The organism is Bordetella sp. (assembly GCF_051960075.1).
GTDB lineage: Bacteria > Pseudomonadota > Gammaproteobacteria > Burkholderiales > Burkholderiaceae_B > Bordetella.
Genome location: NZ_JBQCER010000048.1, coordinates 37,390 through 62,259, shown reverse-complemented (window position 1 = coordinate 62,259; position 24,870 = coordinate 37,390). Strand labels below are relative to the sequence as shown.

Annotated in this window: 23 protein-coding genes; 9 read left to right on the top strand and 14 right to left on the bottom strand. The window is 65.9% G+C overall.

Going from position 1 to position 24,870, the window contains the following annotated elements; all coding sequences use genetic code 11:
* Positions 1 to 9: 9 nt before the first annotated feature.
* Positions 10 to 837: an amidohydrolase family protein gene (locus tag ACTHJ1_RS06405; RefSeq protein ID WP_440189393.1), complete on the bottom strand. Its 828-nt coding sequence runs from the start codon at positions 835 to 837 to the stop codon at positions 10 to 12.
* A gap of 110 nt (positions 838 to 947) precedes the next feature.
* Between ACTHJ1_RS06405 and ACTHJ1_RS06400 the strand changes: the two genes are divergently transcribed.
* Complete coding sequence (locus ACTHJ1_RS06400) at positions 948 to 1,841, top strand: LysR family transcriptional regulator (protein ID WP_440189390.1); 894 nt, start codon at positions 948 to 950, stop codon at positions 1,839 to 1,841.
* On the opposite strand, the gene ACTHJ1_RS06395 is transcribed toward ACTHJ1_RS06400, so the two are convergent.
* From ACTHJ1_RS06395 to ACTHJ1_RS06380, 4 genes are read right to left on the bottom strand one after another with little or no spacing between them, the layout of a single operon-like run.
* Positions 1,842 to 2,903 (bottom strand): ABC transporter ATP-binding protein, encoded by a 1,062-nt coding sequence (locus ACTHJ1_RS06395; RefSeq protein WP_440189387.1) that lies wholly within the window; start codon positions 2,901 to 2,903, stop codon positions 1,842 to 1,844.
* On the bottom strand, positions 2,891 to 4,633 hold the full coding sequence (locus ACTHJ1_RS06390) for an ABC transporter permease (RefSeq protein ID WP_440189385.1): 1,743 nt from the start codon (positions 4,631 to 4,633) through the stop codon (positions 2,891 to 2,893). The genes ACTHJ1_RS06395 and ACTHJ1_RS06390 overlap by 13 nt, the downstream gene beginning before the upstream one ends.
* Entirely contained in the window at positions 4,630 to 5,622 is a 993-nt protein-coding gene (locus tag ACTHJ1_RS06385; RefSeq protein ID WP_440189382.1) for an ABC transporter substrate-binding protein, read from the bottom strand. The genes ACTHJ1_RS06390 and ACTHJ1_RS06385 overlap by 4 nt, the downstream gene beginning before the upstream one ends.
* A 54-nt stretch (positions 5,623 to 5,676) precedes the next feature.
* The gene (locus ACTHJ1_RS06380) at positions 5,677 to 6,618 is read right to left on the bottom strand and encodes a LysR substrate-binding domain-containing protein (protein WP_440189379.1); all 942 of its coding nucleotides are present in this window, start codon (positions 6,616 to 6,618) and stop codon (positions 5,677 to 5,679) included.
* A 137-nt stretch (positions 6,619 to 6,755) separates the two neighbouring features.
* On the opposite strand from ACTHJ1_RS06380, the gene ACTHJ1_RS06375 reads away from it, so the two are divergent.
* From ACTHJ1_RS06375 to ACTHJ1_RS06360, 4 genes are all read left to right on the top strand, one after another.
* On the top strand, positions 6,756 to 7,490 hold the full coding sequence (locus ACTHJ1_RS06375) for an SDR family NAD(P)-dependent oxidoreductase (protein ID WP_440189376.1): 735 nt from the start codon (positions 6,756 to 6,758) through the stop codon (positions 7,488 to 7,490).
* A gap of 63 nt (positions 7,491 to 7,553) precedes the next feature.
* The gene (locus ACTHJ1_RS06370) at positions 7,554 to 8,048 is read left to right on the top strand and encodes a RidA family protein (RefSeq protein WP_440189374.1); all 495 of its coding nucleotides are present in this window, start codon (positions 7,554 to 7,556) and stop codon (positions 8,046 to 8,048) included.
* A gap of 50 nt (positions 8,049 to 8,098) precedes the next feature.
* Positions 8,099 to 8,536 carry a MarR family winged helix-turn-helix transcriptional regulator gene (locus ACTHJ1_RS06365; protein ID WP_440189371.1) on the top strand — a complete coding sequence of 146 codons (438 nt, stop codon included), beginning with the start codon at positions 8,099 to 8,101 and terminating at the stop codon, positions 8,534 to 8,536.
* A 178-nt stretch (positions 8,537 to 8,714) separates the two neighbouring features.
* On the top strand, positions 8,715 to 10,277 hold the full coding sequence (locus ACTHJ1_RS06360) for a DHA2 family efflux MFS transporter permease subunit (RefSeq protein WP_440189368.1): 1,563 nt from the start codon (positions 8,715 to 8,717) through the stop codon (positions 10,275 to 10,277).
* A 57-nt stretch (positions 10,278 to 10,334) separates the two neighbouring features.
* On the opposite strand, the gene ACTHJ1_RS06355 is transcribed toward ACTHJ1_RS06360, so the two are convergent.
* From ACTHJ1_RS06355 to ACTHJ1_RS06340, 4 genes are read right to left on the bottom strand one after another with little or no spacing between them, the layout of a single operon-like run.
* Positions 10,335 to 10,922 carry a TetR/AcrR family transcriptional regulator gene (locus tag ACTHJ1_RS06355; RefSeq protein ID WP_440189365.1) on the bottom strand — a complete coding sequence of 196 codons (588 nt, stop codon included), beginning with the start codon at positions 10,920 to 10,922 and terminating at the stop codon, positions 10,335 to 10,337.
* A 53-nt stretch (positions 10,923 to 10,975) separates the two neighbouring features.
* Complete coding sequence (locus tag ACTHJ1_RS06350; protein WP_440189362.1) at positions 10,976 to 12,463, bottom strand: efflux transporter outer membrane subunit; 1,488 nt, start codon at positions 12,461 to 12,463, stop codon at positions 10,976 to 10,978.
* 2 nt (positions 12,464 to 12,465) lie between these two features.
* The gene (locus ACTHJ1_RS06345) at positions 12,466 to 14,034 is read right to left on the bottom strand and encodes an MDR family MFS transporter (RefSeq protein ID WP_440189359.1); all 1,569 of its coding nucleotides are present in this window, start codon (positions 14,032 to 14,034) and stop codon (positions 12,466 to 12,468) included.
* Complete coding sequence (locus ACTHJ1_RS06340) at positions 14,031 to 15,116, bottom strand: HlyD family secretion protein (RefSeq protein WP_440189356.1); 1,086 nt, start codon at positions 15,114 to 15,116, stop codon at positions 14,031 to 14,033. Before ACTHJ1_RS06340 ends, ACTHJ1_RS06345 begins: the two co-directional genes overlap by 4 nt.
* A 317-nt stretch (positions 15,117 to 15,433) precedes the next feature.
* Here ACTHJ1_RS06340 and xth point away from each other — a divergent pair, with 317 nt between their 5' ends.
* Both xth and ACTHJ1_RS06330 read left to right on the top strand, forming a co-directional pair.
* On the top strand, positions 15,434 to 16,216 hold the full coding sequence (gene xth / locus ACTHJ1_RS06335) for an exodeoxyribonuclease III (protein WP_440189353.1): 783 nt from the start codon (positions 15,434 to 15,436) through the stop codon (positions 16,214 to 16,216).
* Positions 16,217 to 16,257: 41 nt separating this feature from the next.
* Positions 16,258 to 16,764: a MarR family winged helix-turn-helix transcriptional regulator gene (locus tag ACTHJ1_RS06330; RefSeq protein ID WP_440189351.1), complete on the top strand. Its 507-nt coding sequence runs from the start codon at positions 16,258 to 16,260 to the stop codon at positions 16,762 to 16,764.
* A gap of 9 nt (positions 16,765 to 16,773) precedes the next feature.
* On the opposite strand, the gene ACTHJ1_RS06325 is transcribed toward ACTHJ1_RS06330, so the two are convergent.
* Positions 16,774 to 17,124, bottom strand: coding sequence for a YgiW/YdeI family stress tolerance OB fold protein (locus ACTHJ1_RS06325; protein ID WP_440189348.1), 351 nt, complete (start codon positions 17,122 to 17,124; stop codon positions 16,774 to 16,776).
* 184 nt (positions 17,125 to 17,308) lie between these two features.
* On the opposite strand from ACTHJ1_RS06325, the gene ACTHJ1_RS06320 reads away from it, so the two are divergent.
* Together ACTHJ1_RS06320 and ACTHJ1_RS06315 are read left to right on the top strand one after the other, a co-directional pair.
* Positions 17,309 to 17,971 (top strand): response regulator, encoded by a 663-nt coding sequence (locus ACTHJ1_RS06320; RefSeq protein ID WP_440189345.1) that lies wholly within the window; start codon positions 17,309 to 17,311, stop codon positions 17,969 to 17,971.
* Entirely contained in the window at positions 17,968 to 19,320 is a 1,353-nt protein-coding gene (locus ACTHJ1_RS06315) for an ATP-binding protein (protein ID WP_440189342.1), read from the top strand. The genes ACTHJ1_RS06320 and ACTHJ1_RS06315 overlap by 4 nt, the downstream gene beginning before the upstream one ends.
* A 37-nt stretch (positions 19,321 to 19,357) precedes the next feature.
* Here ACTHJ1_RS06315 and ACTHJ1_RS06310 read toward each other — a convergent pair whose 3' ends face one another.
* Genes ACTHJ1_RS06310 through ACTHJ1_RS06295 form a run of 4 tightly spaced genes read right to left on the bottom strand, consistent with a single transcriptional unit; the run spans position 19,358 to position 24,839 of the window.
* Positions 19,358 to 20,335, bottom strand: coding sequence for an amidohydrolase family protein (locus ACTHJ1_RS06310; RefSeq protein WP_440189339.1), 978 nt, complete (start codon positions 20,333 to 20,335; stop codon positions 19,358 to 19,360).
* 40 nt (positions 20,336 to 20,375) lie between these two features.
* On the bottom strand, positions 20,376 to 21,581 hold the full coding sequence (locus ACTHJ1_RS06305; RefSeq protein WP_440189336.1) for a xanthine dehydrogenase family Fe-S subunit: 1,206 nt from the start codon (positions 21,579 to 21,581) through the stop codon (positions 20,376 to 20,378).
* A 31-nt stretch (positions 21,582 to 21,612) separates the two neighbouring features.
* Positions 21,613 to 22,443, bottom strand: a complete 831-nt coding sequence (locus ACTHJ1_RS06300) for an FAD binding domain-containing protein (protein WP_440189333.1) — start codon at positions 22,441 to 22,443, stop codon at positions 21,613 to 21,615.
* Positions 22,440 to 24,839, bottom strand: a complete 2,400-nt coding sequence (locus ACTHJ1_RS06295) for a xanthine dehydrogenase family protein molybdopterin-binding subunit (RefSeq protein ID WP_440189330.1) — start codon at positions 24,837 to 24,839, stop codon at positions 22,440 to 22,442. Before ACTHJ1_RS06295 ends, ACTHJ1_RS06300 begins: the two co-directional genes overlap by 4 nt.
* Between the last annotated feature and the right edge of the window lie 31 nt (positions 24,840 to 24,870).

Here is a 24,870-nt window from a genome sequence, read left to right as displayed (position 1 = left end):
GTCTCCTCGTTATTGGAATTTGAAAAAAGCGCGCGGCGTGTCTGCCAATACACGCCGCAGCAGGACGGGGTCGTCCAGCCACTCGCCCAGCCATGCAAGGCTGGCGGCGTAGCGGGTGCGGTCCCGGTGTTCGGTGTGAGGCCAGTCGCTGCCCCACATCAGCCGGTCGGCGCCGAAGACATCGAGCAATTCGCGCGCGGCCTGGCGGGCGGCTGCGCGGCCGACGCCGTCGTCGGCCCAATTGCGATAAGGCGCCGAGAGCTTGACCCAGACCCGGCCCGTGTCGGCGTGGCGCAGCAAGGGCGCCAGGTCGCCGGCCGCGCCGGGACGGCCGAAGTGGTCGACCACGATCCGGCAGCCGGCCGCGAGCAGATCGGGCAGAAGCGCAGGCAGCCGTTCGGCCTGGGCATGGATTTCGACGTGCCAGTCCAGCGCGTTGACGCGTTCGATCAAGCCGCGCCAAGGGCGCGCGGACAGCGCCGGCGTGGGCATGCCCAAAAGATTCAAGCGCATGCCGGTAATGCCGCCCTGCCCCAGCTCCTGCAATTGCACGTCTCCGATCAACGGGTCCACTACCGCCACACCACGCAGCCGCTCGGGATGCTCCGCCAGGACTTGCAGCAGATAGCGGTTGTCGGTGCCCAGAAAACTGGGCTGCACCAGCACCCCGCCATCCAGTCCGTGCGCATCCAGCAGAGCCAGGTAGTCGGAGGGCAAGGCGTCGTAGTCGGGCGTATAGCGCCGCTGGTCTGCCAGGGGAAGATCGCGCCTGAAGACATGCGCATGCGTGTCGATGCAACGGATGCCGGATCGGCCGGCGTCGGCAGTCGGAAACAAGCGGGAGACTCCAATAAAAAAACCAGGCGTAAGCATTACCGGATGCATTCTAGGCAGGACCTGCCATCACGCCCTATAGTCCTAAAATCATTTATTCATATCGATTCAATATGGAAACCAGACACCTGCGGCACTTTCTGGCTGTGGTCGACCACGGCAGCGTCAGCCGTGCGGCCGCCTGGCTGGGCATGGCCCAGCCAGCGCTCAGCCAGTCCCTGAGCCGCATGGAACAGGAACTGGGCGTGAAACTCTTCGACCGATCGCGCCGCGGCGCCCAGCCCACGCCGGCGGCGCTGGCCATCCTGGAAGACGTGCGCATCAGCGTGACCCGCATCGATGCCGCCGCGCAGCGCGCGCGCGACATCGCGCACGGCAGCGCCGGACGTCTGACCATCGGCCTGGTGTCTTCGGCTTTGTTCGACATGCTGCCGCGCGCATTGCGCGCGCTGCGCCGCACGGCACCGGGCGTGCAAGTGGTGCTGCGCGAGATGAGCAATGCCGAGCAGGCCGACGCCCTGGCCGCCGGCGCCATCGACATCGGCCTGATGCACACGCCGGTGGCGGTGGCCGGCCGCATGCGCGAACGCCTGCTGCTGCGCGACCGGCTGGTGGCAGCGGTGCCGGGCGATTTCGACATCGACGAGGACGGCTGCGTATCGCTGGCGAGGATCGCAGACGCGGGCCTGGTGCTGTATCCGCGCAATCAGCTACCGGTGCTCTATGCCGGCATTCTCGACGCCCTGCGCAAGGCGGGCCTGGAGCCCTTTGTGTCGCAAGAGGCCAACCGCACGCTGACCGTGCTGGCTTGCGTTGCCGGCGGCTGCGGCGTGGCCTTGCTGCCCAGCTGGATACGCTCGCTGGATTTTCACGGGGTACGTTTTTGCGAGGTGCGCGACGGCCAGGATCTGCCCAATTTCAATCTGAGCGCGATCTGGCCTGCCAGATCGGTGCCTACCCTGGCCGATTTGTTTGCCGGGCTGGACCTGGGCGGCGTGCACCGCTGATCAGGACGCGTCGGGAAGGATCCATCCATCGAGCACGGCAACGTGGACGTTGGCGCCGATGGCCGGCGGCTCGCCGGCGTGATCGACATGGATGTCCAGATCGGCCAGGCCCAGCGGCGCTACCGTCACGGTCGTGACGGCGCCGCGATAGCTGTGTGCGCGCACGACGCCCGGCAAGGCACCGCCGCCGGGTGCGGCCAGCGCAAGATCCGTCGCGCGCAGACAGGCAAGCCGTCGCTGGCCCGCCCGCGCCGTGCCGCGCAGCGTAAAGCGGCCACCCATGCCGGCCGCGGCCACGCCGCCGGCCTGCACGCCGACGATATCGACCGGAACCACCATGCCGGCGCCGATGAAATCGGCGATCGTCGCCGTTTGCGGCTCCCGGTACAGCTCGCGCGGCGCGGCAAGCTGCTCGATCCGTCCGTCGCGCATGACGGCGATGCGGTCAGCCATCGCCATCGCTTCGCCCTGATCGTGCGTGACATAGAGGAAGGTCGCGCCCGTCTCGCGATGCAGTTGTTTGAACTCCTGCTGCAGGGTGGCCCGCAGATGCACGTCCAGATTGGCCAGCGGCTCGTCGAGCAGCATCACGGCCGGACGCATCGCGAGGCAGCGCGCGAGCGCGACGCGCTGGCGCTGCCCGCCGGACAGCTCGTGGGGCTTGCGCTGCGCCAACGCCGCGAGTCCCACCGCCTCGAGCGTCTCGGCCACGCGGCGCTCGCGTTGCGCTCCCGGCATCTTGCGCAGGCGCAAGGCAAACGCGACGTTGTCGGCCACAGTCATCGTGGGCCATAGCGCATACGACTGGAACACCATGCCGATGCCGCGATTTTCCGGCGGCACGATGCGCGGCCCCTCGGCGACGACCTGGCCGTCCAGCTCGATGCGCCCTGCCGATGGCGCTTCGAAACCCGCAATCAGCCGCAGCAGCGTGGTCTTGCCGCAGCCCGAGGGTCCGAGCAGCGCGAGAAACTCCCCCGCGTCGACGCCGAAGCTCACGGCATCGACGGCGCGGTGCGCGCCGTAGAGCTTGGATACCGCGTGCAGACTCAGACTCGCCACCGCAAGACTCCTTCGGGCAGATACCGGCGCAGCAGCAGGGCCATGAGCGCCAGGCCCAGCGTAAACGCGAGCGACAGGCTGGCCAGCGCGGTCGCCGCCGCAGCATCGCCTTCGTATTGATAGAGGAACACCGCGACGCCCACCGTCTCGTTGCCGGTGGACCACAGCAGCGCCGAGACAGTCAGCTCATTGAACGCCGCCATAAAGACGAGCAAGGCCGCCGCGACGGCCGAGGGCGCCGCCGCCGGCAGAACAATGAAAACAATGCGGCGCCATAGGCCTGCGCCTGCCGCCTGCCCGGCCTCGTCGAGCGCGCGGTCGAACTGCTCCGCGCCTGCCATGACGGGGCGCAGCGCCAGGGCGAGAAACCGCGCCAGGTATGCGAAACCGAGAATGCCCAGCGTGCCGTACAGGCTGACGCCGACGAGCGGGATCGGACGCAACAGAATCAGGATCACGCCGAGCGCCAGCACTGTGCCGGGAACGGCATAGGACAGATCGGCGACGAGGTCCAGAACCCGCGCGGCCCGCAGCCTGCGCACGGCGGCGAGATAGGCGAGCGGAACGGACACGGCCACGCAGCCGAGCGCCGCTCCGCCTGCCAGCACGGCGCTATTGAGAAACGCGCGACGGACGGTGTCGTTGCCGAGCAGTTGTCGGTAAGCGTCCAGCGTGACCGTATGCAGGCTGAGCGGCACGCCGATGGCCGGCGACAGCGAGACGCCGATCAGAGTCAACAAGGGCAGTACGGCAATGAGCGCCAACACGAGCCACAGCACGGCCGATGCCATGTCGCGCCAGGGTCCCAGTTCGAACCCGGCAAAGGGCGCGCCGGCGGCGTCGAGCCGGGCATACGCTCGGCGAGCGAGCAGCGCGCGCAATGCCAGTCCGGCGACGGCCAGCAGCGCGAGGATCAGCGCGAGCGAGGCTACCTGCCCCAATGCGCCCGGCCCGAAACCCTGAAGCCGCTGATAGATCAAGGTCGTCAGCATCGGATAGCGCCCTGGGATACCCAATATCGCGGGCGTGCCGAAATTGGCGATGGCTGCGATGAAGGCCATCGTGCCGCCGCCGAGCAAGGCAGGAGCCAGCGCGGGCAGGATCACCGAGCGCAGAACCCGCGCGGGGGAAGCCCCCGCGAGGCGGGCGCTTTCGATCATGTCGCGCGGCAATCTTGCCAGGCCTGCGCGCACAGCCAGAAAGACGAGCGGCGCATGCTCCACGCCCATGACCAGCGCGATACCCCGGCCCGAATACAGCGGATTGGAGCCGGCGAGCGTGCCGCCGGCCAGTCTGGCGAAAACCTGCAGCGGTCCAGAGGGCGTGAGCATCTCGACCCACGCCAGCGCGGTGATTTGCGCCGGGATCAGCATGGGCAGCATGACGGCGAAGGCGGCCATGGTCTTCGCGCGCACATCGCACAGCATAATCAGAAACGCGGCCCCCGTGCCGATCGCCATCGAGACCGACACGGACCAGGCGCCCGTCTCGAGAGTATGCGTCAACGCCCGCACGGCCGATGGACTGCGCCACTGCCGGATCAGCGCGCCGAAGACGGAGCCGTTCTCGTCGGACGTCAGCGCCGTCCAGAACAGCCGCACCAGCGGCAGTAGCGCGACCACGACGATATAGACGGCAACGATGACGAGCAGGCATGCCTCTGCCGAAAACGCCGGGGTCGTAAGTCTGCTCGGCGTAGGATTGGCGGACAGCGGTGCGCGTGCCGTCATTGGCCGAAGAGGTCGGCGAACTTTTCCTTGTTGGCCTGATCCGCGTCGAGCAGTTTCTTGAAGTCGGCCTTCATGATGACGAGCGAATCGAGCGCCGGATAGCCGCGCGGCGGTTTGATGTTGGTCGCGGCCGGGTAATAGCCCTGCTCGACCGCATTGTTCTGGCCCGCATCGGACAGCAGCCAATCGACGAATGCCTTGGCCGCCTCGACGTTCTTGCTGGCTTTCATGATGGCGACGGGCTGGGAGATGACCGTAACGCCTTCGGTCGGAAAGACGAATTCGACCGGGGAGCCCTTGGCCTTCGCATTGAGCGCCATGTAGTCGATGATGATGCCGTAGGCCTTCTCCCCGCGCGCCACCGACTCGATTACCGAACCGTTGCCGCTGGTCGCCGTCGCCCCTTCGTGCGCGAGGGTTTCGAGGTACTTCCAGCCGAACTTGGGCTGCTGGGCCAGCACGCCCACGTTCATCAGCGCGGCACCCGAGTACAGCGGGCTGGGCATGATGGTCTTGGCCGCGACGCCGGGCGCGAGCAGATCGACCCACGATCTGGGCGGCTTGGAAACGAGTTTGGTGTTGTAGATCAGACCGGTGGTGATCAGCCGCGTACCGAAGAACGTCTTATCCGGATCGACCAGCGCGGCGGGCAGATGCTGTGTCGGCGCATCCGGATATGGCAGCAGCATGCCGGCGCGCTTGAGCCGCGTCAGCGAGATGTCGTCGGCCAGCATGACCACGTCGGCCTGCACGCCGCCGGCCATCTGCTCGGCCTGCAGCTTGTTCATGACCTCGGTCGTGCCCGAACGGAAGACGCGCACGGTCACCTTGGGCTGCGCCTTGGCGAACTCGGCCAGCAGCTGGGTGAGCTGGTTGTCGGGGTGCGAGGTGTAGAGCGTGATCGTGCCCGAGGGCTGCGCATGGGCGGCGGGAACGACGGCACTCAGCGCTAGGGCAAGGGCGCAGGCGAGATTGACTAGGGCTTTCATTTATCGGGTTTCGACACCATGACAAAGGGGAGAACAGGCTAACGACAATTGGCGTCATGTTGATGACATCGGCGGCTTGCGCCGCGCGGCGGCCTGCTCGATCAAAAATTCCACGAACACGCGCAGGCGCGACGGCAGCAACCGGCCGTGCGGATAGATCAGGCCGACGGGACGCGACCGACCTGCATATGCCTGCAGGATTTCGACCAGCGTTCCGTCGGCCAGATCCTTCTCGACCACAAAGCGATAGGTCTGAAACAACCCCGCGCCGGCCCTGGCCAAGGTGACGCCAGCCAATACGTCCTCTGTGCACAGGTAATGGCTGTCGGCGGCGAGCACGTCCCGCTCCCTGCCGTCGTCCAAGAACAGCCATGGGATCCGCCGGCCGCTGCTGGGCAGGTCGAACTGAATGCACTCATGCCGCTCCAGGTCGTCCAGCGTCTCGGGCTGCCCCGCCCACCGCAGATAGGCGGGGCTCGCGACCGTCACCAGATCGGCGTCCTCGAGATGACGCGAGACCAGCGTGGAGTCAGGCTGCGCGCGAAAGCGGATCGCCGCGTCGAAGTTTTCTTCGTGGAAGTCGATGTTGCGGTTGCCGATGTGAATATCAAACTTGATGAGCGGAAATTTCTCGCGCAACACGGGCAGCCATGGCAGCAGCCGGTAATGCCCATAGGTCGTGGGCGCGCTGATGCGCAACGTGCCGGACGGCTGTACTTGCTCGCCCATCACCTTGCGCTCGGCCTCGACCAATTGCCCGAGCGCTGCGCGGCATTGCTCGAAGTAGTCCCTGCCTGCCTCGGTCAGACGGATGCTGCGGGTGGAGCGCACGAAAAGGCGCACCCCCAGGCGTTTCTCCAGTCGCAAAATCGAGCGGCTCACTGCCGCCGGCGTGATTCCGGCCGTATTGGCCGCTGCGGTGAAGCTGCCCGCCTCGGCCGCCAGACAGAACAACTCGATGCTGCCGAGCAAGATGTCGTCGAATTGCCTAGGCATATTCATTACCTCATGTAATAGCAAAAGTTCATAGAACCCTATTTATTGCTTTTTAGCGTAGAAATACAGTGGCTCCAACCGGTGGCGACCTTCCAGCGCGACATCGGTCTCTCAAGCACACTCAACGGAGCATTGTCATGAACAACACGCATCCCACCGCCATCGTCACCGGCGCCACCAGCGGCATCGGCCTGGGCCTGGCCGAAGCGTTTCTCGCGGAAGGCTATAACGTGGTCGGCACCGGCCGCTCGGCGCAGCGTCTGCAGGCTGCAGCCGATCGCCTGAACGCCGGCGAACGTTTCCAGGGCGTGGCCGGCGACCCAGGTCGGCCCGAATCGGCTCGCGAGGTCTTTGCGCAGGCCATCGCCCGCTTCGGCCAGGTCGATGTGCTGGTGAACAACGCCGGCATTTTCGCCGCCAAGCCTTTCGTCCAGTTCACGCCCGCGGAAATCGAAGAACAGATATCCACCAATTTGAAAGGCACGCTCTACCCCTCTCAGGAAGCCGCCAAATACATGAGCGAGCGCCGGCGTGGCAAGATCATCAACATCACGGCGTCCGTTGCGATGCAGCCGCACGGCAGCGTGCCGGCCTTGCTGGCGGTGGCATTGAAAGGCGGTATCAACCAGGCGACCCGAGCCCTGGCGCTGGAACTGGCGCCGTTCGGCGTCACGGTAAATGCGGTGGCGCCCGGCGTGACGGACACGCCCATGCATACCGCCGACACCCACGCCGCGCTCGGCGGCCTGCATCCGCTGGGCCGCATCGCGCGCATCGACGAGATCAGTGCAGCCGTGCTTTACCTGGCCAGGGCGGATTTCGTTTCGGGCACCGTACTGCCGGTGGACGGCGGATTCAGCGCCGGCCGCTGATACTTCTGCGATCGGCTGGCGATACGGACCGCCTGCCGGCTGTCAAAAAAGTGGAGTCGCATTATGAGCAATACCGCATCTCACGAGTTCTCAGTCGAGCTTCGACTCGCGGCGCGCGGCCTGGTACTGCCCGATCCGCCCCAACCTTTGGGCAACTACACGGCCGTCAGCCAGGCGGGCGACCTGCTATTTATCTCCGGGCAGTTGCCGCTGGCCGACGGGAAGGTTGTCTGGCGGGGTCAGGTCGGCAAGGATCTGACCCTGCAGGAAGGTCGGCATGCCGCCGAACTGGCCGCGCTCAACGTACTGGCCCAGATCCATGCCTATCTGGGCGGCTTCGAGCGCCTGGATCATATTGTGCGGGTGGACGGACAGGTAGCCAGCGCCGACGGCTGGCTGCAGCAGCCCGCGGTCGTCGACGGCGCCTCCGATTTATTCGCGGATGTGCTGGAAAGCAAGGCAGGCCATGCACGGACAATTTCTTCGCACGCACAGCTGCCGGCCGACGCGGCGGTGATACTGGTCGTGATCGCGCAGATCCGCGCGGGGCTTGAATAAATCTGACTTTGCAGATACTTTGCGGCATGAAATCTGAATTCGGGAAACTCATGAAACACTACACCAAGGACAATTTCATGCTCGCGCACAGCGTCGGCTACCTTCTCAACAAATCCCGCAATGTGCTCGTCGCGGAAATGGACGGCGCGCTCAAGGACCTCGAGATCACGAGCCAGCAAATGGGCATCATGCTGTCGCTGCAACACCGGATTGCAACGACGCCGTTTGAGTTATCGAAGCTGCTGAGCATCGATACCGGCCTAATGACGCGCCTTCTCGACAAGCTCGAGAGCAAAGGCCTGCTCAAGCGCTCGCGCAATCTCGAGGACCGCCGGGTTACCGATTTGACGCTGACCAGCGCCGGACTGGCCGTCGCAAAACAGATCCCCGACATTGCGCCCCCCGTGCTCAATGCCCGGCTGAAACGGTTTTCGAAAGCCGAATTCGAGGAATTCTGCCGCCTGCTCCGCCTGTTTCTCGGCGAATAAATTTTTTCCCTTTTTATCTGACAAGTCAGATAAAATAAGGAAACTGACCCGCTCGGAAGCTGTCGCAGCATCGATTTTCCAACGTCGAGCGGCAGCGCGGCATTCGCTCTTCTTGTCTATTTATCTGACATGTCAAATAACTATCCGTACTCCTCGGCGGCAACGAAAAGGTGACGTCATGAACAGTGCTCCACAGTCCAACGCACCAGCGCCGCTCTCCGGCGGCAGACTGGTGCTCGCAACGCTTGCAGTCGCCCTGGCGACATTCATGAATGTGCTCGATTCGTCGATCGCCAACGTCGCCATCCCCACCATTTCGGGCAATCTTGGCGTATCCATCGACGAGGGAACCTGGGTCATCACGCTTTTCGCGGCGGCCAATGCGATCTCGATCCCGTTGACCGGCTGGCTCACGCAGCGGATCGGGCAGGTCCGGCTCTTCGTCGGCTCGATCCTGCTGTTCGTGCTGTCCTCGTGGTTATGCGGCATTGCGCCGAACCTGACGATATTGCTCGGCGCCCGGATATTGCAAGGCGCGGTTGCGGGCCCGCTCGTCCCGCTGTCGCAGGCCATTTTGCTGGGCTCGTATCCCAAGGAAAAAAGCTCCCATGCCTTGGCGCTGTGGGCGATGACGGCCACCGTAGGCCCCATCGCCGGGCCCGCGCTGGGCGGCTGGATCACCGATAATTATTCGTGGTCGTGGATCTTCTACATCAATATTCCCGTCGGCCTGTTTGCCGCGGGAGCGACCTGGGCGATCTACCGCAACCGGGAAACACCCGTCAAGCGGCTGCCGATCGACAAGATCGGGCTCATTGCGCTCATTGGCTGGGTGGGCGCACTGCAAATCATGCTCGACAAGGGCAAAGATCTCGACTGGTTCGATTCGCCCGTCATCGTCGCGCTCGGCGCATTCGCGCTCGTCGTCTTCGTCTTCTTTCTCATCTGGGAAACCACCGACAGGAATCCGATCGTCGATCTGCGGCTCTTCATGGGAAGGAACTTCCTGGGCGGCACCATCGCCATCTCGATCGCCTACGCCGTCTTTTTCTCAAACCTCGTGATCCTGCCGCAATGGATGCAAGGCTATCTGAACTATCGCTCGGTCGACGCCGGCATGGCGACCGCGCCGCTCGGCATCTTCGCCGTCATTCTGGCGCCCGTGATGGCCAAGATCATGCCGCGCTCGGACTCGCGCGTGTTGGCCACGCTGGCCTTTCTCGGCTTTTCCGTCGTGTTCTTCATGCGCTCGCGCTACACCACCGGCGTGGATACCCTGACGCTGGTCCTGCCGACCCTGCTGCAAGGCATTCCCACCGCCCTGTTTTTCGTCCCGCTGACCGCAATCATCCTGTCGGGGCTATCTCCCGAAAAAATTCCGGCCGCAGCCGGTCTGTCGAATTTTGTGCGGGTCTTCGCCGGCGCAGTCGGAACTTCGATAACAAGCACGGAATGGAACGATCGCACCATCGTCCACCATGCGCAGCTCGTCGAACAGGTCAATCTCGGCAACCCCGCCTACACTGCTTCCATCGCTTCGATACAGCATGCGCTGGGCGGCGGAACGCGCCAGGCGCTGGCGTTCATCGAACGTTCGATCGATGTCCAGGCGGCAATGCTGGGGCTCGACGACATCTTCTGGCTGTCCGCCGTAATTTTCATCGTCATCGTGCCGCTGATCTGGGTCACGAAACCGTCCAAGGACGGCAGCTCGGCCGCGATGGGGGCCGGCGGCCACTGAGCGCAGCCGCCGAGGTCCGGCGAAGTCCTTGCGTGCGTTCGACCTGGCACGGGTGCGTCAAGTTCCGCCAAGCCCATACCGCACATACAGCGCCTGGCGGGATGCTTCGAGAATCGCGTCCCGACCGGCCTCGTCCGCCAGGCGCGCATTGATCAGTGCGCCCAGCAGTTCGGCGATCAGCGACGAAGCCGCCGCTTCCGGATCCGCCGCGCCGGCCTGCCGCATCAGGGCGGCCAGACTGCGCTGGCGCCGCGCGATACCCCGCGCGAAGGCCGCGCGCGCCGCGAGATCCAGCCGCGGGATGTCCGAACCCAACGCCGCCACCGGGCAGCCGGTCTGGCGCGCCGCGCAATGCGGCCCGGATAGATAGAAGTCCACATAGGCCGCCAGCGCATCGCGCGGCGGCCGGTCGGCGATCTGCTCGTCCAGCTTGGCCGCGGCGACATCGAACATATAGTCGATCGTGCAGGCAATCAATTCGCTTTTTGATTCGAAATGGCCGTAAAAACCGCCGTGCGTCAAGCCGGCCTGACTCATGACGGAGGCCACGCTGATGCCTTCCGGCCCGCATTCGCGCAGTGCCTTCGCCGTCGCCGCAAGCACCTTGCGGCGGCTCTCTTCCTTGTGCTGTGCGCTGTATCGCATGATCCAGGTCTTTTAAATGACAAACGCAATAGCATAGGCCGTTCGCCGGCCCTTCACGCCGCCGGCGACGAAGGACCCGCCACCGTCCACCCGCCACCGAGGGCGCGGTACAGATCCACCGCCGCGCGCGCCGCGTCGCCGCGGGCCAGGACCAAAGCCCGTCGGGCCTGCAGCGTATCGCGCTCGCGCGACAGCACGTCGGCCATGCTCGCCGAGCCTTCCGTGAAAAGACGATGGGTGGACTGATCCGCCCGCTCGCGGGCCGCCACGACGGCTTCCCAGTCCTGCATGCGGATATGGGACTGGGCCAACGTGGTCAACGCGTCCTCGGTATCCTGCGTCGCGCGCAGCACGGCCTGACGGTACTGCGCCAGCGCCTCGGCATAGGCACCCTTGGCCTGGGCGACCTCGGCGTCGATCCGGCCGAAGTCGAACAGGCTCCAGTGGATCCCCGCCAGAGCCGCAGGCTGGAACGCCTCGCTGTTGAACAGGTTGTCGTTGCCCAGCCGTTCAAAGCCCAGGATGCCCGCCAGCGATATGTCCGGATAGTACTGGGCCTGCGCCGCGCCGATGCCCGCGTTGCGCGCCGCGAGCCGACGCTCGGCGGCGATCACGTCGGGCCGCCGCTGCAAGAGCTGCGCGGGATGCAGTTCGCCCGGCAACGGCGGCAGCCGCCAGCTCGGTCCGGCGGGAACGCGCAATCGCTGCGGATCCGTACCCGGCACGTCGCCACCCAGGATATCCAGCCGGTCGGCCTGGCGAACCAACTGGGTGCGCAAAGCGGGCAGCAGCGCCTGGTCCTGCGCCAGCTGCGCCCGTGCATCATCCACGTCGCGGTCTGTCGCGACGCCCTGCCCGACCCGGTCCCGCATCACCTGCACATATTGCCGGTCGAGGTCGATCTGCGACTGCAACAGCGCTTGCGCCTGCTGGTCGCTGCGCAACTGGAAATAGGCATCGGCAGTCTCGGCAGCAATCGAAATTCGCACGCCGGCATGCTCGGCTTGAGCAGCCTGCCAGAGTGCCCGCATGGCCTCGGTCCGGCGTTTCAGCCCGCCAGCCAGATCCAGCTCCCAGCTCGCCCCCAGGTTCAGCTGCTGCAGCGTCTGGTCGCGCGCATAGCCCGGGCTTCGGCTGGCGATCGCACCCAGCGGGCCGAGCTCCGACTGATGCTCTCTTGCCGCGCTGCCGTCCAGATCGAGCCTGGGCATGGCGGCGGCCGCGGCCATGCCTGCCGCCGCGCGGGCTTGCGCCACCCGGGCCTGGGCTGCGGCCAGATCCAGATTCCCGGCCAGCGCATGCTCCATCAGCCGGCTGAGCCCGGGATCGTCGAAACTGTTCCACCACCGGGCCAGGTCCGCGCGGCGCGTGGCCGTGGCCTCGGCGGACCGATAATGATCCGGCAGGGCGATTGTCGGCCTGCGGTAGTCCGGGCCTACCGTGCAGCCTGTGAGAAGCCAGGCCAGGACCAGGCTCGATACCGAAGCGGGCTTGAGCCAGCCGGCGAGGCGTCGTGCTGGTGTATGTGGTTTTTCGTGCATGATCAATGTCCAGAATCGGCGCCGGGAGCCTGAGGGGCCACCTTGCGCAGCAGAGGTACGAGCAGCACCGCCACGCCGAAAGCGGCGGCAATCGCCAGGAAGGCGTCGCCATAGGCCATCGTGGTGGCCTCGCGCAGCGCCAGGGCCCGCAGTTGCAGCAGCGCCAGGACTTTGGCGTGCGCGGCATCGCCGGTCGCCGCGACAAAGCGGGCCTGCAGCGCGAGCAGCAATTGCTGCATGGCGCTGTTGCCGGCATTGAGCGCGCCGCCGGCGATGCGCTCGAAGTGAAGGTTGGTGCGGTTGTTGAGAATGGCGCCGCACAGCGCGATGCCGACTGCGCCGCCCAGATTGCGCATCATGTTGAACAGGCCGCTGGCGTATTTCAGGCGCGACATGGGCAGGCTTCCCAGCCCCAGCGTCACCGCGGGCGCCACCGCAAAGACCTGCGGAAAGCCGCGTATGACCTGCGGCCAGAACAGCTGGTCGCCGCCCCAGTCGTGCGTGATGCCGCTGAAACCCAGCATGGACAGCCCGAACATCGTCAGGCCGAACGCCATGGCCCATCGCGGCTCGACCAGCCGTGTGGAGAGCATATAGGCGGGAACCCCGAGAAACCCGCCCAGACCCGTGGCGCAGACGATGGTGCCGATCTGCAGGGCCGACAGGCCGCGCACATAGCCCAGGAAAAGGGGAAGCAGGTAGATGGTGCTGAAGATGCCCAGCCCCGTGATGAACGACAGGATGCAGCCGACCAGAAAGTTACGGTTGCCCAAGGCGCGCAGATCCACGACAGGACGCGGGAACACCAGGCTGCGCCAGACGAACAGCACGCCGGCGATCCCGGCCGTCCAGGCGGCGCGCCGGATGCCCGCGTCGTCGAACCAGTTCCAGCGCGTCCCCTCCTCCAGCACATATTCCAGAAACCCCAGGAACACCGCCATCAACGCTATGCCCGGATAGTCCGCGTCCTTGAGCAGCTTCAAGTCGGGCTCGTCGATGTCCACCCTCCGGGCGGAGAGCAGTGCCACGCCTATTCCGGGAAACAGATTGATGTAGAACACCCAGCGCCAGGACAGCGTGTCGGTGATCCAGCCGCCGATCACCGGTCCCAGCGCCGGCGCCACCGAGGCGATCGTGGCGACGACGGCCGCGGCCAGCGGCCGGCGCTTGCCAGGGAAATAGTGGAAAGTGGACGTGAACACGGTCGGGATCATCGACGCACCGATCAGGCCTTGCAGCGCGCGGAACACGATCATGCTTTCGATGTTCCAGGCCGCGCCGCAGAGCATGCTGGCGAGCGTGAATCCGGCGGCCGACGCGCTGAACAGCCAGCGCGTGGAAAACACCCGGGTCAGCCAGCCCGACATCGGTATGACGATGATTTCCGCGATCAGGTAGGCCGTCTGCAGCCAACCGATCTGATCCTGGCCCGCCGACAGTCCGCCGCCGATGTCCTGCAGGGAGGCCGCGACGATCTGAATGTCCAGAAGCGCCACGAACATGCCCAGGCACATCACCGCGAAAGGCAGCACCGGCGGGTGGGCAGGATTGGCCGCGTTTGCCGCGCTCATGACCGCGGCGCCCGGGTATCGACCGTGGCGGTCACCGACAGCCCGGCGCGCAGCGCCCCCACGCCGGAAACGGCCGGATCGAGCGCGATGCGCACAGGTACGCGCTGCACGATCTTGGTGAAATTGCCGGTCGCGTTCTGCGCCGGGATCACGCTGAATACCGACCCCGTGGCGGGAGCAAGGCTTTGCACATGCCCCACGATCCGCAGTCCCGGCGCCGCATCCACATGGATATGCACCGGCTGACCCGTTTTCATGTCGCGGATCTGGTCTTCCTTGAAGTTGGCGTCGACCCACAGGCCTCGGGCAGGCACCAGCGACATCAATTGCGTGCCGGCGGTCACGAACGTACCGGGATGGGCGGAGCGATTGCCGACATAACCGTCCACGGCGGCGTACAGCACGGTATACCCTTCGTCGAGCCGAGCGCCGCGCAATGCAGCCTGGGCCTGTTCGAGTCGGGCATGGGCCTCGACGCGCTGGGCATCGACAACCGTCAAACGGCGCTTTTGCACCAGCACGGCGGCCGTCGACGCCCTGCCCCGCGCCTGGGCCTGGGCCAGCGCAGACCGTGCCCGCTGCCAATCCTGGCGCGTACCCGAATGGCTGTCGGCGAGCTTGCCGTAGCGCCGCGCATCGTCGGCGGCAAACTCGATCGCGGCCTTGTCCACATCGGCCTGCCCTTCGGCCTGGACGATGCCCGCTTGCACCAGCGCATGCTGCGCCTGCAGGCGGGTCAGTGCCGCCTGCGCGGCGTCGACCTCGCCCTGGGCGGCGTCGCGCCGGGCGCGGAAGTCCGCCGCGTCCAACTCGAGCAGCGGCTGTCCCGCGCGAACGAACGCATTGTCGGCAACCAGCACTCGGCTGACATAACCCGATACGCGGGGCGACACCACGGTGACATTGCCTCCTATATAGGCATCATCGGTCGATTCGTAGAAACGCCCGTCCAGTTGCCAGTATGCGAACCAGGCCAAAGTCGCCAGCAGTACGGCGGACGCGGCGAAGGGAAGCCACCTCCGGCGTTTGTGCGGCGCCGAAGTGGCTGCGGACTTGGCCGCGGTAATTTGATCTGTCTGCATGAATTGCTTCTCCAATCGTCAGGGCCGGGCGCGCCCTGCCGCTCATTAAATGATGATCATCATCTAAATAATATGATGATCATCATTTAAAAAGCAAGGCCTTTCCGACCCTGCCTTTCTCTTTCCTGCCGGGCACGCCCTGGGTCTCTCGTCCGGATATCGCCGCCGACAGCCCATAAAATCGGGAGGCGCTGCTTTTACGCAACAAAGAGACCGTGAGCCCGTCGGGCAAAACGGCGTGGCCGAGCGGGTAGCCGAGGGTAAAATCCGACTGAACCCTCAAAATAAGAAACTGAAAAATAAAGACTTTTTCTCAGATGAAACTCGCCACCTGGAACGTCAACTCCCTCAAAGTGCGGCTGCCGCAAGTGCTGGACTGGCTGGCCGCCAATCCCGTCGATGCGCTCTGCCTGCAGGAGCTCAAACTCGCCGACGACATGTTTCCCCTGCAAGCCTTCGCCGACGTCGGCTATCACGCCGCCTGGGCCGGGCAAAAGACCTACAACGGCGTGGCCGTGCTGTCGCGCCAGCCGGGCCAGGCCATGGTGCGCAACATCCCCGGCTTCGACGATCCGCAGCAGCGCGTGATCGCCGTCACGCTGCCCAGCTCCGCGGGCGGCGTGCGCGTGATCAGCGCGTACTGCCCCAACGGCCAGGCACTGGATTCGGATAAATATCCCTACAAGCTCGAATGGTTCGCCGCGTTGAACCGCTGGCTGCAAGCAGAAATGGCCGCGCATCCGCGTCTGGCCGTCCTGGGCGACTACAACGTCGCTCCGGCCGATGAAGACGTGCACAACCCCGAGAAATGGGTCGGCCAGGTGCTGGTCTCCGAGCCGGAGCGCAACGCTTTTCGCAGTCTGCTGGACCTGGGCCTGACCGATGCTTTCCGCCTCTTCGAACAGCCCGCCAAGTCCTTCAGCTGGTGGGATTACCGCCAGTTCGGCTTCAAGCGCAACGCGGGCCTGCGCATCGACCACATTCTTCTTTCGGATCCGCTCAAGGACGCGTGCATAAGCTGCATCATCGACAAGGGCCCGCGCGGCAACGAACAACCCTCGGATCACACGCCCGTCGTCGCCACGCTGGACCTGAACTGAGCAGCTAAACTCCAGAGCAACCCATTCTTTCGAAGAAAGCGATGCGACCAGAGACCACAGAAGACGCCGCCGGCCCGGACAGCGCGATCGAAACGGGGCATCTCTGGCAGCGCCCGGGCTTTCTCATCCGCAGGTTGAACCAGATTCACATTGCGATGTTCTTCGAAAGCTGCAAAGACTTCGCCATCACCCCGGTGCAATACGGGCTGCTGACCACGCTCAGCGAACGCCCCAACCTGGACCAGACCTCGCTCTGTGCGGAAGTCGGCGTCGATCGCACCACCATGGCCGATGTGCTGCGCCGTCTGGAGGAGCGCGGCCTGGTCAAGCGATCGAACAGTCCCGCCGACGGCCGCCTGAAGATCGCCAACATCACGCCGCGCGGCCGCAAGGTCATGAAAGACATGTACGGCAGCATGCGCGAAGCCCAGGTCAGGCTGTTGTCACCGCTCAATCCGAAAGACCAGGCGACCTTCGTGCGCCTGCTGATGCAACTGGCCGAAGGCAACAATCAATACGGCCGCACGTCGCTCAAGCATTTCGACTGAAGCGCGGCATTACCGCACCACGCTCAGACTGCGGACCTTGACCTTCGAGGCGCCGATCAGTTCCTTGTCGTATCTGCCGGTCAATTCGACCGTGTTCTTGTCGTCCACCGGCCCTTCGGGCCAGCGCTCGCGATCTATCTCGAGCACGATGTCCCCCGTGCCGTCGGCGAACCGATACGTCTGATCGCCGATGGATTCGACAATGTGGCCGCGCAGCGTCACCGCCTGGTCGTCCTTGCCGGTCTGAAGCACCTGCCTGACCGTATCCGGCGCCGCCTGCGCGCCCGGGCCGGCGTACTGCGCCTGTGCGATCGAGGCGACGGCGACCGCGATCGCACAGGCGATAATTTGCTCTTTCATGCAAGCTCCTTCGGAAGACGGGCGACTCGGCGGCCGCGATGCGATGCAGTCTACGAACACACGACTAAAGCCAGCATGAAGCGGGCGTCGTGCAGCCGACCGCCGCCTTAACCTCGCGTTAATGGTCCGGCGGCTACGCTGGCAATGCGTTGCCGCGATGCCGCCGCAACAGAATGAGGACGCAATGCGAATATTGCTGGTTGAAGACGATCCGCTCATAGGCAATGGCCTGCGCCTTGGGCTGCGACGCGAAGGTTTTGCCGTGGACTGGGCGCAGGACGGCGAAGCCGGCGCGCTCGCCTTGCGCACCACGACCTACGGTCTCGTGCTGCTCGATCTGGGCCTGCCCAAGCAAGGCGGCATGACGCTTCTCGCCGGACTGCGCCAGCGCAACGACGCGACCCCGGTCATCATCATCACCGCGCGCGATGCGGTTCCGGACCGGGTCGCGGGCCTGGACGGCGGCGCCGACGATTACCTGGTCAAGCCGTTCGCGCTCGACGAGCTCCTGGCGCGGATCCGCGTCGTGAACCGCAGGCAGGCGGGCCGCGTCCAGACCTTGCTCATGGTGGGCGCGCTGCGCCTGGATCCGACCCAGCATCGCTGCTGGCTGCGCGACGACGAGGTCGCCCTCACGGCGCGCGAATTCGCGCTGCTCGAAGAACTGATGCGCGACCCCGGCGCCATCGTCACGCGCGAACAGCTCGAAGAGCGCCTGTACGGCTGGAACGAAGAAATCGAAAGCAATGCGATTCCGGTGCACATCTACAACCTGCGCCGCAAGCTGGGAACCGACGCGATCCACAACGTGCGCGGCGTGGGCTACCGCATCGGGGAGCTTGCATGAGCACGCTGCGCATGCGCATTTCGCGCTGGTTCATGTCGTCGCTGCGCCGGCGCCTGCTGCTGTGGCTGCTGCCGGCGACCCTGCTGGCCGGCGCCCTGGCGAGCGCGGCGACGTGGTGGGGTTCGCTCGACGATCTGGACGACCTGCTGAACGACCAGATGAAAGCCGTCGCCGAGCATGTGGTGGTCGATGCCGACGGGCGCCTGTCTCTCACAGGCGTTGACCGCAAAGGCCGGCTGTCGGGCCGGAATTCGCACAGCGTATTGCTGCAGGTCTGGCGCGACAAAAAGCTGCTGTTCACCAGCGACCCGGATTCATCGCTGCCGCCGCCGCAAGGCCCGGGCCTTGCCGACGAAATCGTCGCCGGCCAGGTCTGGCACACGCTCGTGACCCGCAGCGGCGACACGCTGGTGCGCGTTGCTCAGGTCAGGCTGGCCCGTTGGGAGACGCTCGCGGAGATCTCCGTGCATCAATTCTGGCCGGTGCTTTCGCTCACGCCCGTCATCGCCCTGTTCTTGTGGTTCGGCATCGGCTACGGCCTGCAGCCGCTGCGCAAGATCGCCACGGGGCTCAAGCGGCGCGATGCGAACAATATGCAAGCCATCGAAACCGCCGCCATGCCGACCGAGGTCAAGCCGCTCGTCGACGCGCTGAACGACCTGCTGCAGCGGCTCGACCACGCTTTCACGTTGCAAAAGCAATTCATCGCGGATGCCGCGCACGAACTGCGCACGCCGATCATGGGACTCGGCCTGCAGGCCGAGCTGCTGCCGCAGGCGGCGAACGCCCAGGAACGCGACGAACTCGTCGAAAGCATACGCACGGGCGCGGTGCAGCTCACGCACCTGGCCGGGCAACTGCTGACGCTGGCCCGGCTGGATCCCGACGCCGGCCACGCGGACCGGCACCCGGTGGATCTGGCCCAGCTCGCGCGTTCGGTGGTAGCCGACCGGGAACGCCTGGCCGATGCGAACCAGATCGACCTGGGCATGGTGGGCGCACAATCGGCCATCGTACAAGGCAGCAGCGACAACCTGCGCGTGCTCATGAACAACCTGGTCGACAATGCGATCCGATACGCCGGCGCCCACGCGCGCGTCGACGTCGTGGTGCGGCAGGACGGCCCATACACGGTGCTCGAGGTCAGCGACAACGGTCCGGGCATACCCGAATCGGAACGAGCGCGCGCGTGGGAACGCTTCTATCGCGGCAGCGGACATGCCGGAACCGGCAGCGGATTGGGACTATCCATCGTGCGGCGCGTGGCCGAACAGCATCACGCAACGGTCGCGCTCGAGACCGGCCCCGAGGGCCGCGGGTTGACGGTTCGCGTGCGCTTTGCAGCGTGACGGGCGGCCATGCCCGCCCTGACAGGGCGCCGAGGCGTCAGAGCCGGAAAAGCCGCTCGGCGTTGCCGTGGCAGACGAGGTGCCGGACCGTGTCGTCCAGCGGCGCAGCCTCGATGAAATCGGCCGCGATCGCCGTGGATTCGTAGGGGTAGTCGACGGAGAACATCACCGCCTGCGGCCCCATCTCGCCGATCGCGCCCATCAGCGCGGGCGCCGAGCACACGCCCGACGTGGTGATGACGATGTTGGTGCCGATGTAGGCCGAAGGTGCCTTTTGCAGCGTGACGCCGTGCGGATACACGGCGAATCGGCTGTCGAAGCGCCAGCGCAGATAAGGCAGCCCCTCGCCCATATGCCCCAGAATGACCTTGAGCCTGGGGAACCGGTCGAACACGCCGCCGAACAGCAGCCGCAAGGCATGGCTGCCCGTCTCGACGCCCCAGCCCCAGGTCGCGCCCGTCAATTCCGGATGACCGTCGAGCACCCGGGGCGAAACGAAGGCGTCGACCGGATGCAGATAGAGCGGCACGTCCAGCTCCTGCATCGTGGCCCAGAACGGGTCGTAAGCCCGGTCGTCGTAATACGTGCCCAGCGTGTGGCCGTTGACGAGCGCGCCCTTGAAGCCCAGCTCCTTCACCGCGCGCGTCAACTCGCGCGAAGCCGCCTGCGCCGTATGCATGGGCAAGGTGGCGAAGCCGCCGAAACGCGTAGGGTGGCGCGCGATCTGCTGCGCCAGAAAATCGTTGCTTTCCTGCGCGCGCGCAATCGCCCGCTGCGGGTCGGCTTCGCCCTGCACGCTCGGCCCGGTCTGCGAAAGAATGGTGTAGTCGATGCCTGCCTTATCCATCTCCTCGATGCGCTGTCCGTCGAAGTCGGTCAGGCGCGCCGCCGGGTCTTGCAGCACTTGCGGCGGAATATGCTGCGTGAAACTCTTCGAGTAACTCTGGAAGCCCGGCGTGGTGAAATGCTCTTCCAGGGCGATCTTGCGTATGCGCCGTTCGTTGCTGCTGCTCATTGCCACTCCTCAGATATGGGTTGGGGCCTGCCCGCAGGCCCTACTCGCCTTTGCCGAACAGCCGCCGAACCCGGTCCCGGATGATGCGCCAGACCAGGCCGCCGGCATTGAATTTGACCGACGCCGGCCCGGGCGCTTCGGCGCCCGCGAGCCGGGCCGCGATGTGCGCGCCGAAATCGGCGATCATGCGCCGTATGAAGTCTTTCACCAGGCCCGAGCGCGAGAACTGCGCCAGAGGCCCCTGCAGCATGTATTCGAGCGTCACGGTCACGCGCGTCTGCCTGCCCTGGTCTTCGGCGGTCAGCGCATAAGTCACGTCGCCGTTGGCGCGCGAACGGCTGATGTTGTCCTGTCCGGCTCCGCGCATCACGGCCCGGCGGGCGGACTCGTCGCGCTCGAGCCGCGCCGCGCCGGCGAAGTTGGCCGACATGGGACCGAACTTGACGGCGATCATGCCCTTGACGGTGTCGCCGTCGTTCTCGCTGAGCTGCGCGCCCGGCAGACAGGCCGCGACCGACGACAGATCGCCCATGAAAGCCCAGACCCGATCCGGGGCGAAGGGCACGACGAAACTGTCTTCGATGGCCGTCCAGCCCTTGCGCTGGGCGGCCGGCCGATCCTCGGCCGCGCTGTCGGCGGCGGACATCGGCGGCGCGGCGTTCGGGGTAAATGACGAGGCATTGGCCGCCGTGAACGTCTCGAAGGGCTCGGCCCGCTTGAGCACGGCCTCGCCCGCCGCGGCGCTGACCGCAGGCATCGTGGGCGTCAAGGCCAGCGGATGCGCTTGCAGGTCCTGCAGCACCGCCTTGATCGCATTGACGATGCCCACATATCCCGTGCAGCGGCAGAGGTTTCCCGACAGCTCGAGGCGGATGCGCGCTTCGTCGGCGTCGGGAAAGCGCAGCACGATGTCGCGCGCGGTGATGAGCATGCCGGGCGTGCAATAGCCGCATTGCAATCCATGATGCAAGGAAAAAGACCGGCGCAGCCGCCGCATCAGCTCGTCGTCGTCGAAGCCTTCGATGGTGCGCACCTGCCGCCTGTCGCAGGCTGCGGCGAAAGTGATGCAGGACCGGATCGGCTCGCCGTCGAGCAGCACCGTGCATGCGCCGCATACGCCGTGCTCGCAGCCCAGGTGCGTCCCGGTCAGATGCTGCGCATCGCGCAGAAAATCGCCCAGGTGCACGCGCGGCTCCACGTCCGCGCGCACGGGGCGATCATTGATGTTCAGTTCGATGGCTGGCATGGGGGAAAGTCCCGTCGTAGGCGTGTGGTCTTCAGTTTTCGAACACTTGGGCGAGGCAGCGCTCCAGGGCGGCGGCGTGCATCCTCCGGTCGATGCTGTCGGCTTCGGGCATGGCGCCCGCCACCGCGGACTGGATCGCCTGCGGCGTGGCCGCCGCGGCACCGCCTTGCGCAACGTCCCGCGCCAGCCCGTCGAGCGCCGCTGGCGGCCCGTCCAGCGCCCCCAACACGATCCTGGCCAGCCCGGTGCGCGCATCGAAGGCAGCCGCCGCGCTGGCATGCGCGAATTCGCCGGTCTTGCGGCACAGCTTGTAGTAACCCCAGCGCAGCGTATGGCCCAGCCTGGGCAGCAGCACGGCGGCGATGATCTCGCCTTCCTCGAGTCGGGTCGTGAACGCGCCTAGCATGAATTCGCCGACCCGCACGACGCGCGACGAACCGGCGCGGGCCAGCTCCAAGCGCGCATCCAGGGCTGTCAACGCCAACGGCCAGTCGGCAGCAGGGTCCGCATGAGCCAGGCTGCCGCCCAGGGTTCCGCGGTTGCGCACCGCCCGATAGGCTATGCCGGAAGCGACGTGCCGCAGAAAGGCATGACGCAGCGGCTCGTGCCTGCCGTCTTCGATGTCGGCGTGCGTCACGGCGGCGCCGACCCGGATGCCGTCGTGCGTCTCCGACACGCCGCGCAGATCGTCCAGGCGCGATAGATCCACCACCCGGGCAGGCCTTGCAAGCCGCAGATTGAGCATGGGCCCCAGCGACTGGCTGCCGGAAATGGGCTTGGCGCCCGCGCCGCCATCCCGCAGGGCTTCGAGCGCCTCGGGCAGCGTGGCGCCTCTCACGTAGTCGAATGCGGCTGCCTTCATTGCGCCACCTCGCAGTTCGCGTTCCCCGCCGCGGCGCCGACATCTGCACGCGCCGCGTCGATGGCCGCCAGCAGCCGCCTGGGCGTGAGCGGTGTTTCGGAAACAATGGCATTCAGCGGCCTGAGCGCATCGTTGACCGCATTGAACAAGGCCGCAGGCGGCGCGATGGCGCCGCCTTCGCCAACGCCTTTGGCGCCGAACTCCGTGTACGGCGAAGGGGTTTCCATGTGGTCGATCCGGATATTCACCAGTTCGGTCGGGCCGGGCAGCATGTAGTCGGCCAGGGTCGACGTCAGCGGCTGGGCGTTGTCGTCGTACAGCGTTTCTTCGTAGAAAGCCGTGCCGATGCCCTGGGCCGTGCCGCCGATGGTCTGCCCTTCGACCACCATGGGGTTGATCATGCGGCCGCAGTCTTCCACGATGACGTAATCGAGAATCTCGACGTGGCCCGTTTGCGGATCCACCGCCACCGCCGCCGCATGCGTCGCATAGCTGAACGCGCCCGTGTCGACCTTGGGCTTGAAGCCTTGCGTCGCTTCGAGTCCGGCCAGGTTCACGCCCGCCGGCAGGCGGTCCGGATGCAGATACCAGGCGTCGGCGATCTGCCCGAGCGCGACACGCCCCGTGGCGCCCACGACCTCGCCCTTCTCGAAACGCACGGCGCTTTCGTCTTCCTTGAGCAGATGCGCGCCGATCTTGACGATGCGCGGAATGAGCTCGCGGCAGGTCACGGCGACCGCGCCGCCGGCCATCACGATGCTGCGCGAAGCATAAGTGCCCGTCGAGTACGGGGTCAGCGCAGTGTCGCCATGCACGACCTTTATCTTCGCGACGGGCACGCCCAGCACCTCATTGGCGATCTGCGCGAGCGTGGTCTCCATGCCCTGCCCGTGCGAGTGGATGCCGGCGCGCAGTTCCAGGCCGCCGTCGGCGGTGACGCGTACCGTGGCCAGGTCGTAGCCCGGCACCACCGGCAGGCCCCAGGAGGCGAACACCGCCGTGCCGTGCGCGGACTGCTCGGTAAAGGTGGCGAAGCCCACGCCCACGAGCCTGCCGTCTTGCTCGCCGGCCCGCTGGCGCGCGCGCCATTTGGGCAAATCCAGCTTTTCCACCGCGCGGCGCAGGCTTTCCTGAAAATCGCCGCTGTCGTAGTGCTTCTTGACCACGTTGGTGTAGGGCATGTCGGCGCCGCGCACCAGGTTGTCGTGACGCACCTCCCAGGCTTCCCGGCCGACCGCGCGCGCGATCGCATCCATAGTCAGTTCGATAGCGAAGCACACGCCCGTGCGCGCCACGCCGCGATAAGGCAGAAAGCCCGGCTTGTTGGTCGCGGCGCATTGCGTGCGGCAGCGGTAGCCCCGGAAGTCGTAGGGGCCGGGCAAATTGCCCAGCGCCTGCCCGGTCTCCAGGCCTATGGTGAAGGGCCAGGCCGAATAGGCGCCCCCATCGATCAGCAGCCTGGCGTCCAGCGCCAACAGCCGGCCGGTCTTGTCGGCGTAAGCGGTCAATTCGTAGTGATGCTGGCGCGTGTTCGCGCCGGCGATCAGGTGTTCGCGACGATCCTCGATAAAGCGGAACGGCCGCTTGTAGGTCAGCGCGAGCCACGCGATGCACAGCTCTTCCTGCTGCAGCACGCACTTGTAGCCGAAGGCCCCGCCCACGTCCGGCGAGATCACCCGCACCTGCGCGTGTTCGATGCCCAGGCACTCGGCCAGCACCGTGCGGATCATGTGCGGCACTTGCGTCGACGTGATGACCACGAGCTGGGACTGAGGGTGATCCCAATACGCCAGCACCGCCTTGCCTTCCATGGGCACCATGCACTGCCGCGCCAGATCGACCTTCTGCCTGACCACGACCGGGGCGTCCTTGGCGCGTGCCTCGAAATCGACGTCCGCGGTGAGATCCAGGAACAGATTGTCGGTCCAGTGGTCGTGCACACGCACGTCGGTGCGCTCGCGTGCCGCATAGGCATTGGCGAAAGCCGGCAGTTCGTCCAGATCCAGTTCGATTTCTTCGGCGATGTCTTCGGCCTGCGCGCGCGTCTTGGCGAAGCACATGGCCACCGGCTCGCCGACGAAACGCACTTTTTCCGATGCCAACGGCGGATGCGACGAGGGTTTGTATGTGGGCAGGCTCGAATCGGCGACGATATCGCTCGCATCGTGCATGTCGGCGCGCGTGACGACGCTGTCGGCATAGCGCTGCGGCTTGCCGATGCGCAGGATGCGCGCGTGCGCGAGAGGACTGCGCAGAAAAGCGACCTCCTGCAGATCGGGAAAGCTGTAGTCGGCGACGAAGCGGCCTTTGCCGTGCAGATGCCGCTCGTCTTCGCGGCGCCTGACGCGGGCGCCGACCCCGCCGTCTTCCGTCGGTTGTTCGACGTGTTCGCTCATGATCCAGCGCTCTCCTGCCCTATTCCGTTGA

Bases quoted from the DNA above. Each gene is read 5' to 3' on its own strand.
- ACTHJ1_RS06400 (WP_440189390.1), top strand. From the start codon at position 948: ATGGAAACCAGACACCTGCGGCACTTTCTGGCTGTGGTCGACCACGGC.
- ACTHJ1_RS06390 (WP_440189385.1), bottom strand. From the start codon at position 4,633: ATGACGGCACGCGCACCGCTGTCCGCCAATCCTACGCCGAGCAGACTT.
- ACTHJ1_RS06385 (WP_440189382.1), bottom strand. From the start codon at position 5,622: ATGAAAGCCCTAGTCAATCTCGCCTGCGCCCTTGCCCTAGCGCTGAGT.
- ACTHJ1_RS06380 (WP_440189379.1), bottom strand. From the start codon at position 6,618: ATGCCTAGGCAATTCGACGACATCTTGCTCGGCAGCATCGAGTTGTTC.
- ACTHJ1_RS06375 (WP_440189376.1), top strand. From the start codon at position 6,756: ATGAACAACACGCATCCCACCGCCATCGTCACCGGCGCCACCAGCGGC.
- ACTHJ1_RS06370 (WP_440189374.1), top strand. From the start codon at position 7,554: ATGAGCAATACCGCATCTCACGAGTTCTCAGTCGAGCTTCGACTCGCG.
- ACTHJ1_RS06365 (WP_440189371.1), top strand. From the start codon at position 8,099: ATGAAACACTACACCAAGGACAATTTCATGCTCGCGCACAGCGTCGGC.
- ACTHJ1_RS06360 (WP_440189368.1), top strand. From the start codon at position 8,715: ATGAACAGTGCTCCACAGTCCAACGCACCAGCGCCGCTCTCCGGCGGC.
- ACTHJ1_RS06355 (WP_440189365.1), bottom strand. From the start codon at position 10,922: ATGCGATACAGCGCACAGCACAAGGAAGAGAGCCGCCGCAAGGTGCTT.
- ACTHJ1_RS06350 (WP_440189362.1), bottom strand. From the start codon at position 12,463: ATGCACGAAAAACCACATACACCAGCACGACGCCTCGCCGGCTGGCTC.
- ACTHJ1_RS06345 (WP_440189359.1), bottom strand. From the start codon at position 14,034: ATGAGCGCGGCAAACGCGGCCAATCCTGCCCACCCGCCGGTGCTGCCT.
- ACTHJ1_RS06340 (WP_440189356.1), bottom strand. From the start codon at position 15,116: ATGCAGACAGATCAAATTACCGCGGCCAAGTCCGCAGCCACTTCGGCG.
- xth (WP_440189353.1), top strand. From the start codon at position 15,434: ATGAAACTCGCCACCTGGAACGTCAACTCCCTCAAAGTGCGGCTGCCG.
- ACTHJ1_RS06330 (WP_440189351.1), top strand. From the start codon at position 16,258: ATGCGACCAGAGACCACAGAAGACGCCGCCGGCCCGGACAGCGCGATC.
- ACTHJ1_RS06325 (WP_440189348.1), bottom strand. From the start codon at position 17,124: ATGAAAGAGCAAATTATCGCCTGTGCGATCGCGGTCGCCGTCGCCTCG.
- ACTHJ1_RS06320 (WP_440189345.1), top strand. From the start codon at position 17,309: ATGCGAATATTGCTGGTTGAAGACGATCCGCTCATAGGCAATGGCCTG.
- ACTHJ1_RS06315 (WP_440189342.1), top strand. From the start codon at position 17,968: ATGAGCACGCTGCGCATGCGCATTTCGCGCTGGTTCATGTCGTCGCTG.
- ACTHJ1_RS06310 (WP_440189339.1), bottom strand. From the start codon at position 20,335: ATGAGCAGCAGCAACGAACGGCGCATACGCAAGATCGCCCTGGAAGAG.
- ACTHJ1_RS06305 (WP_440189336.1), bottom strand. From the start codon at position 21,581: ATGCCAGCCATCGAACTGAACATCAATGATCGCCCCGTGCGCGCGGAC.
- ACTHJ1_RS06300 (WP_440189333.1), bottom strand. From the start codon at position 22,443: ATGAAGGCAGCCGCATTCGACTACGTGAGAGGCGCCACGCTGCCCGAG.
- ACTHJ1_RS06295 (WP_440189330.1), bottom strand. From the start codon at position 24,839: ATGAGCGAACACGTCGAACAACCGACGGAAGACGGCGGGGTCGGCGCC.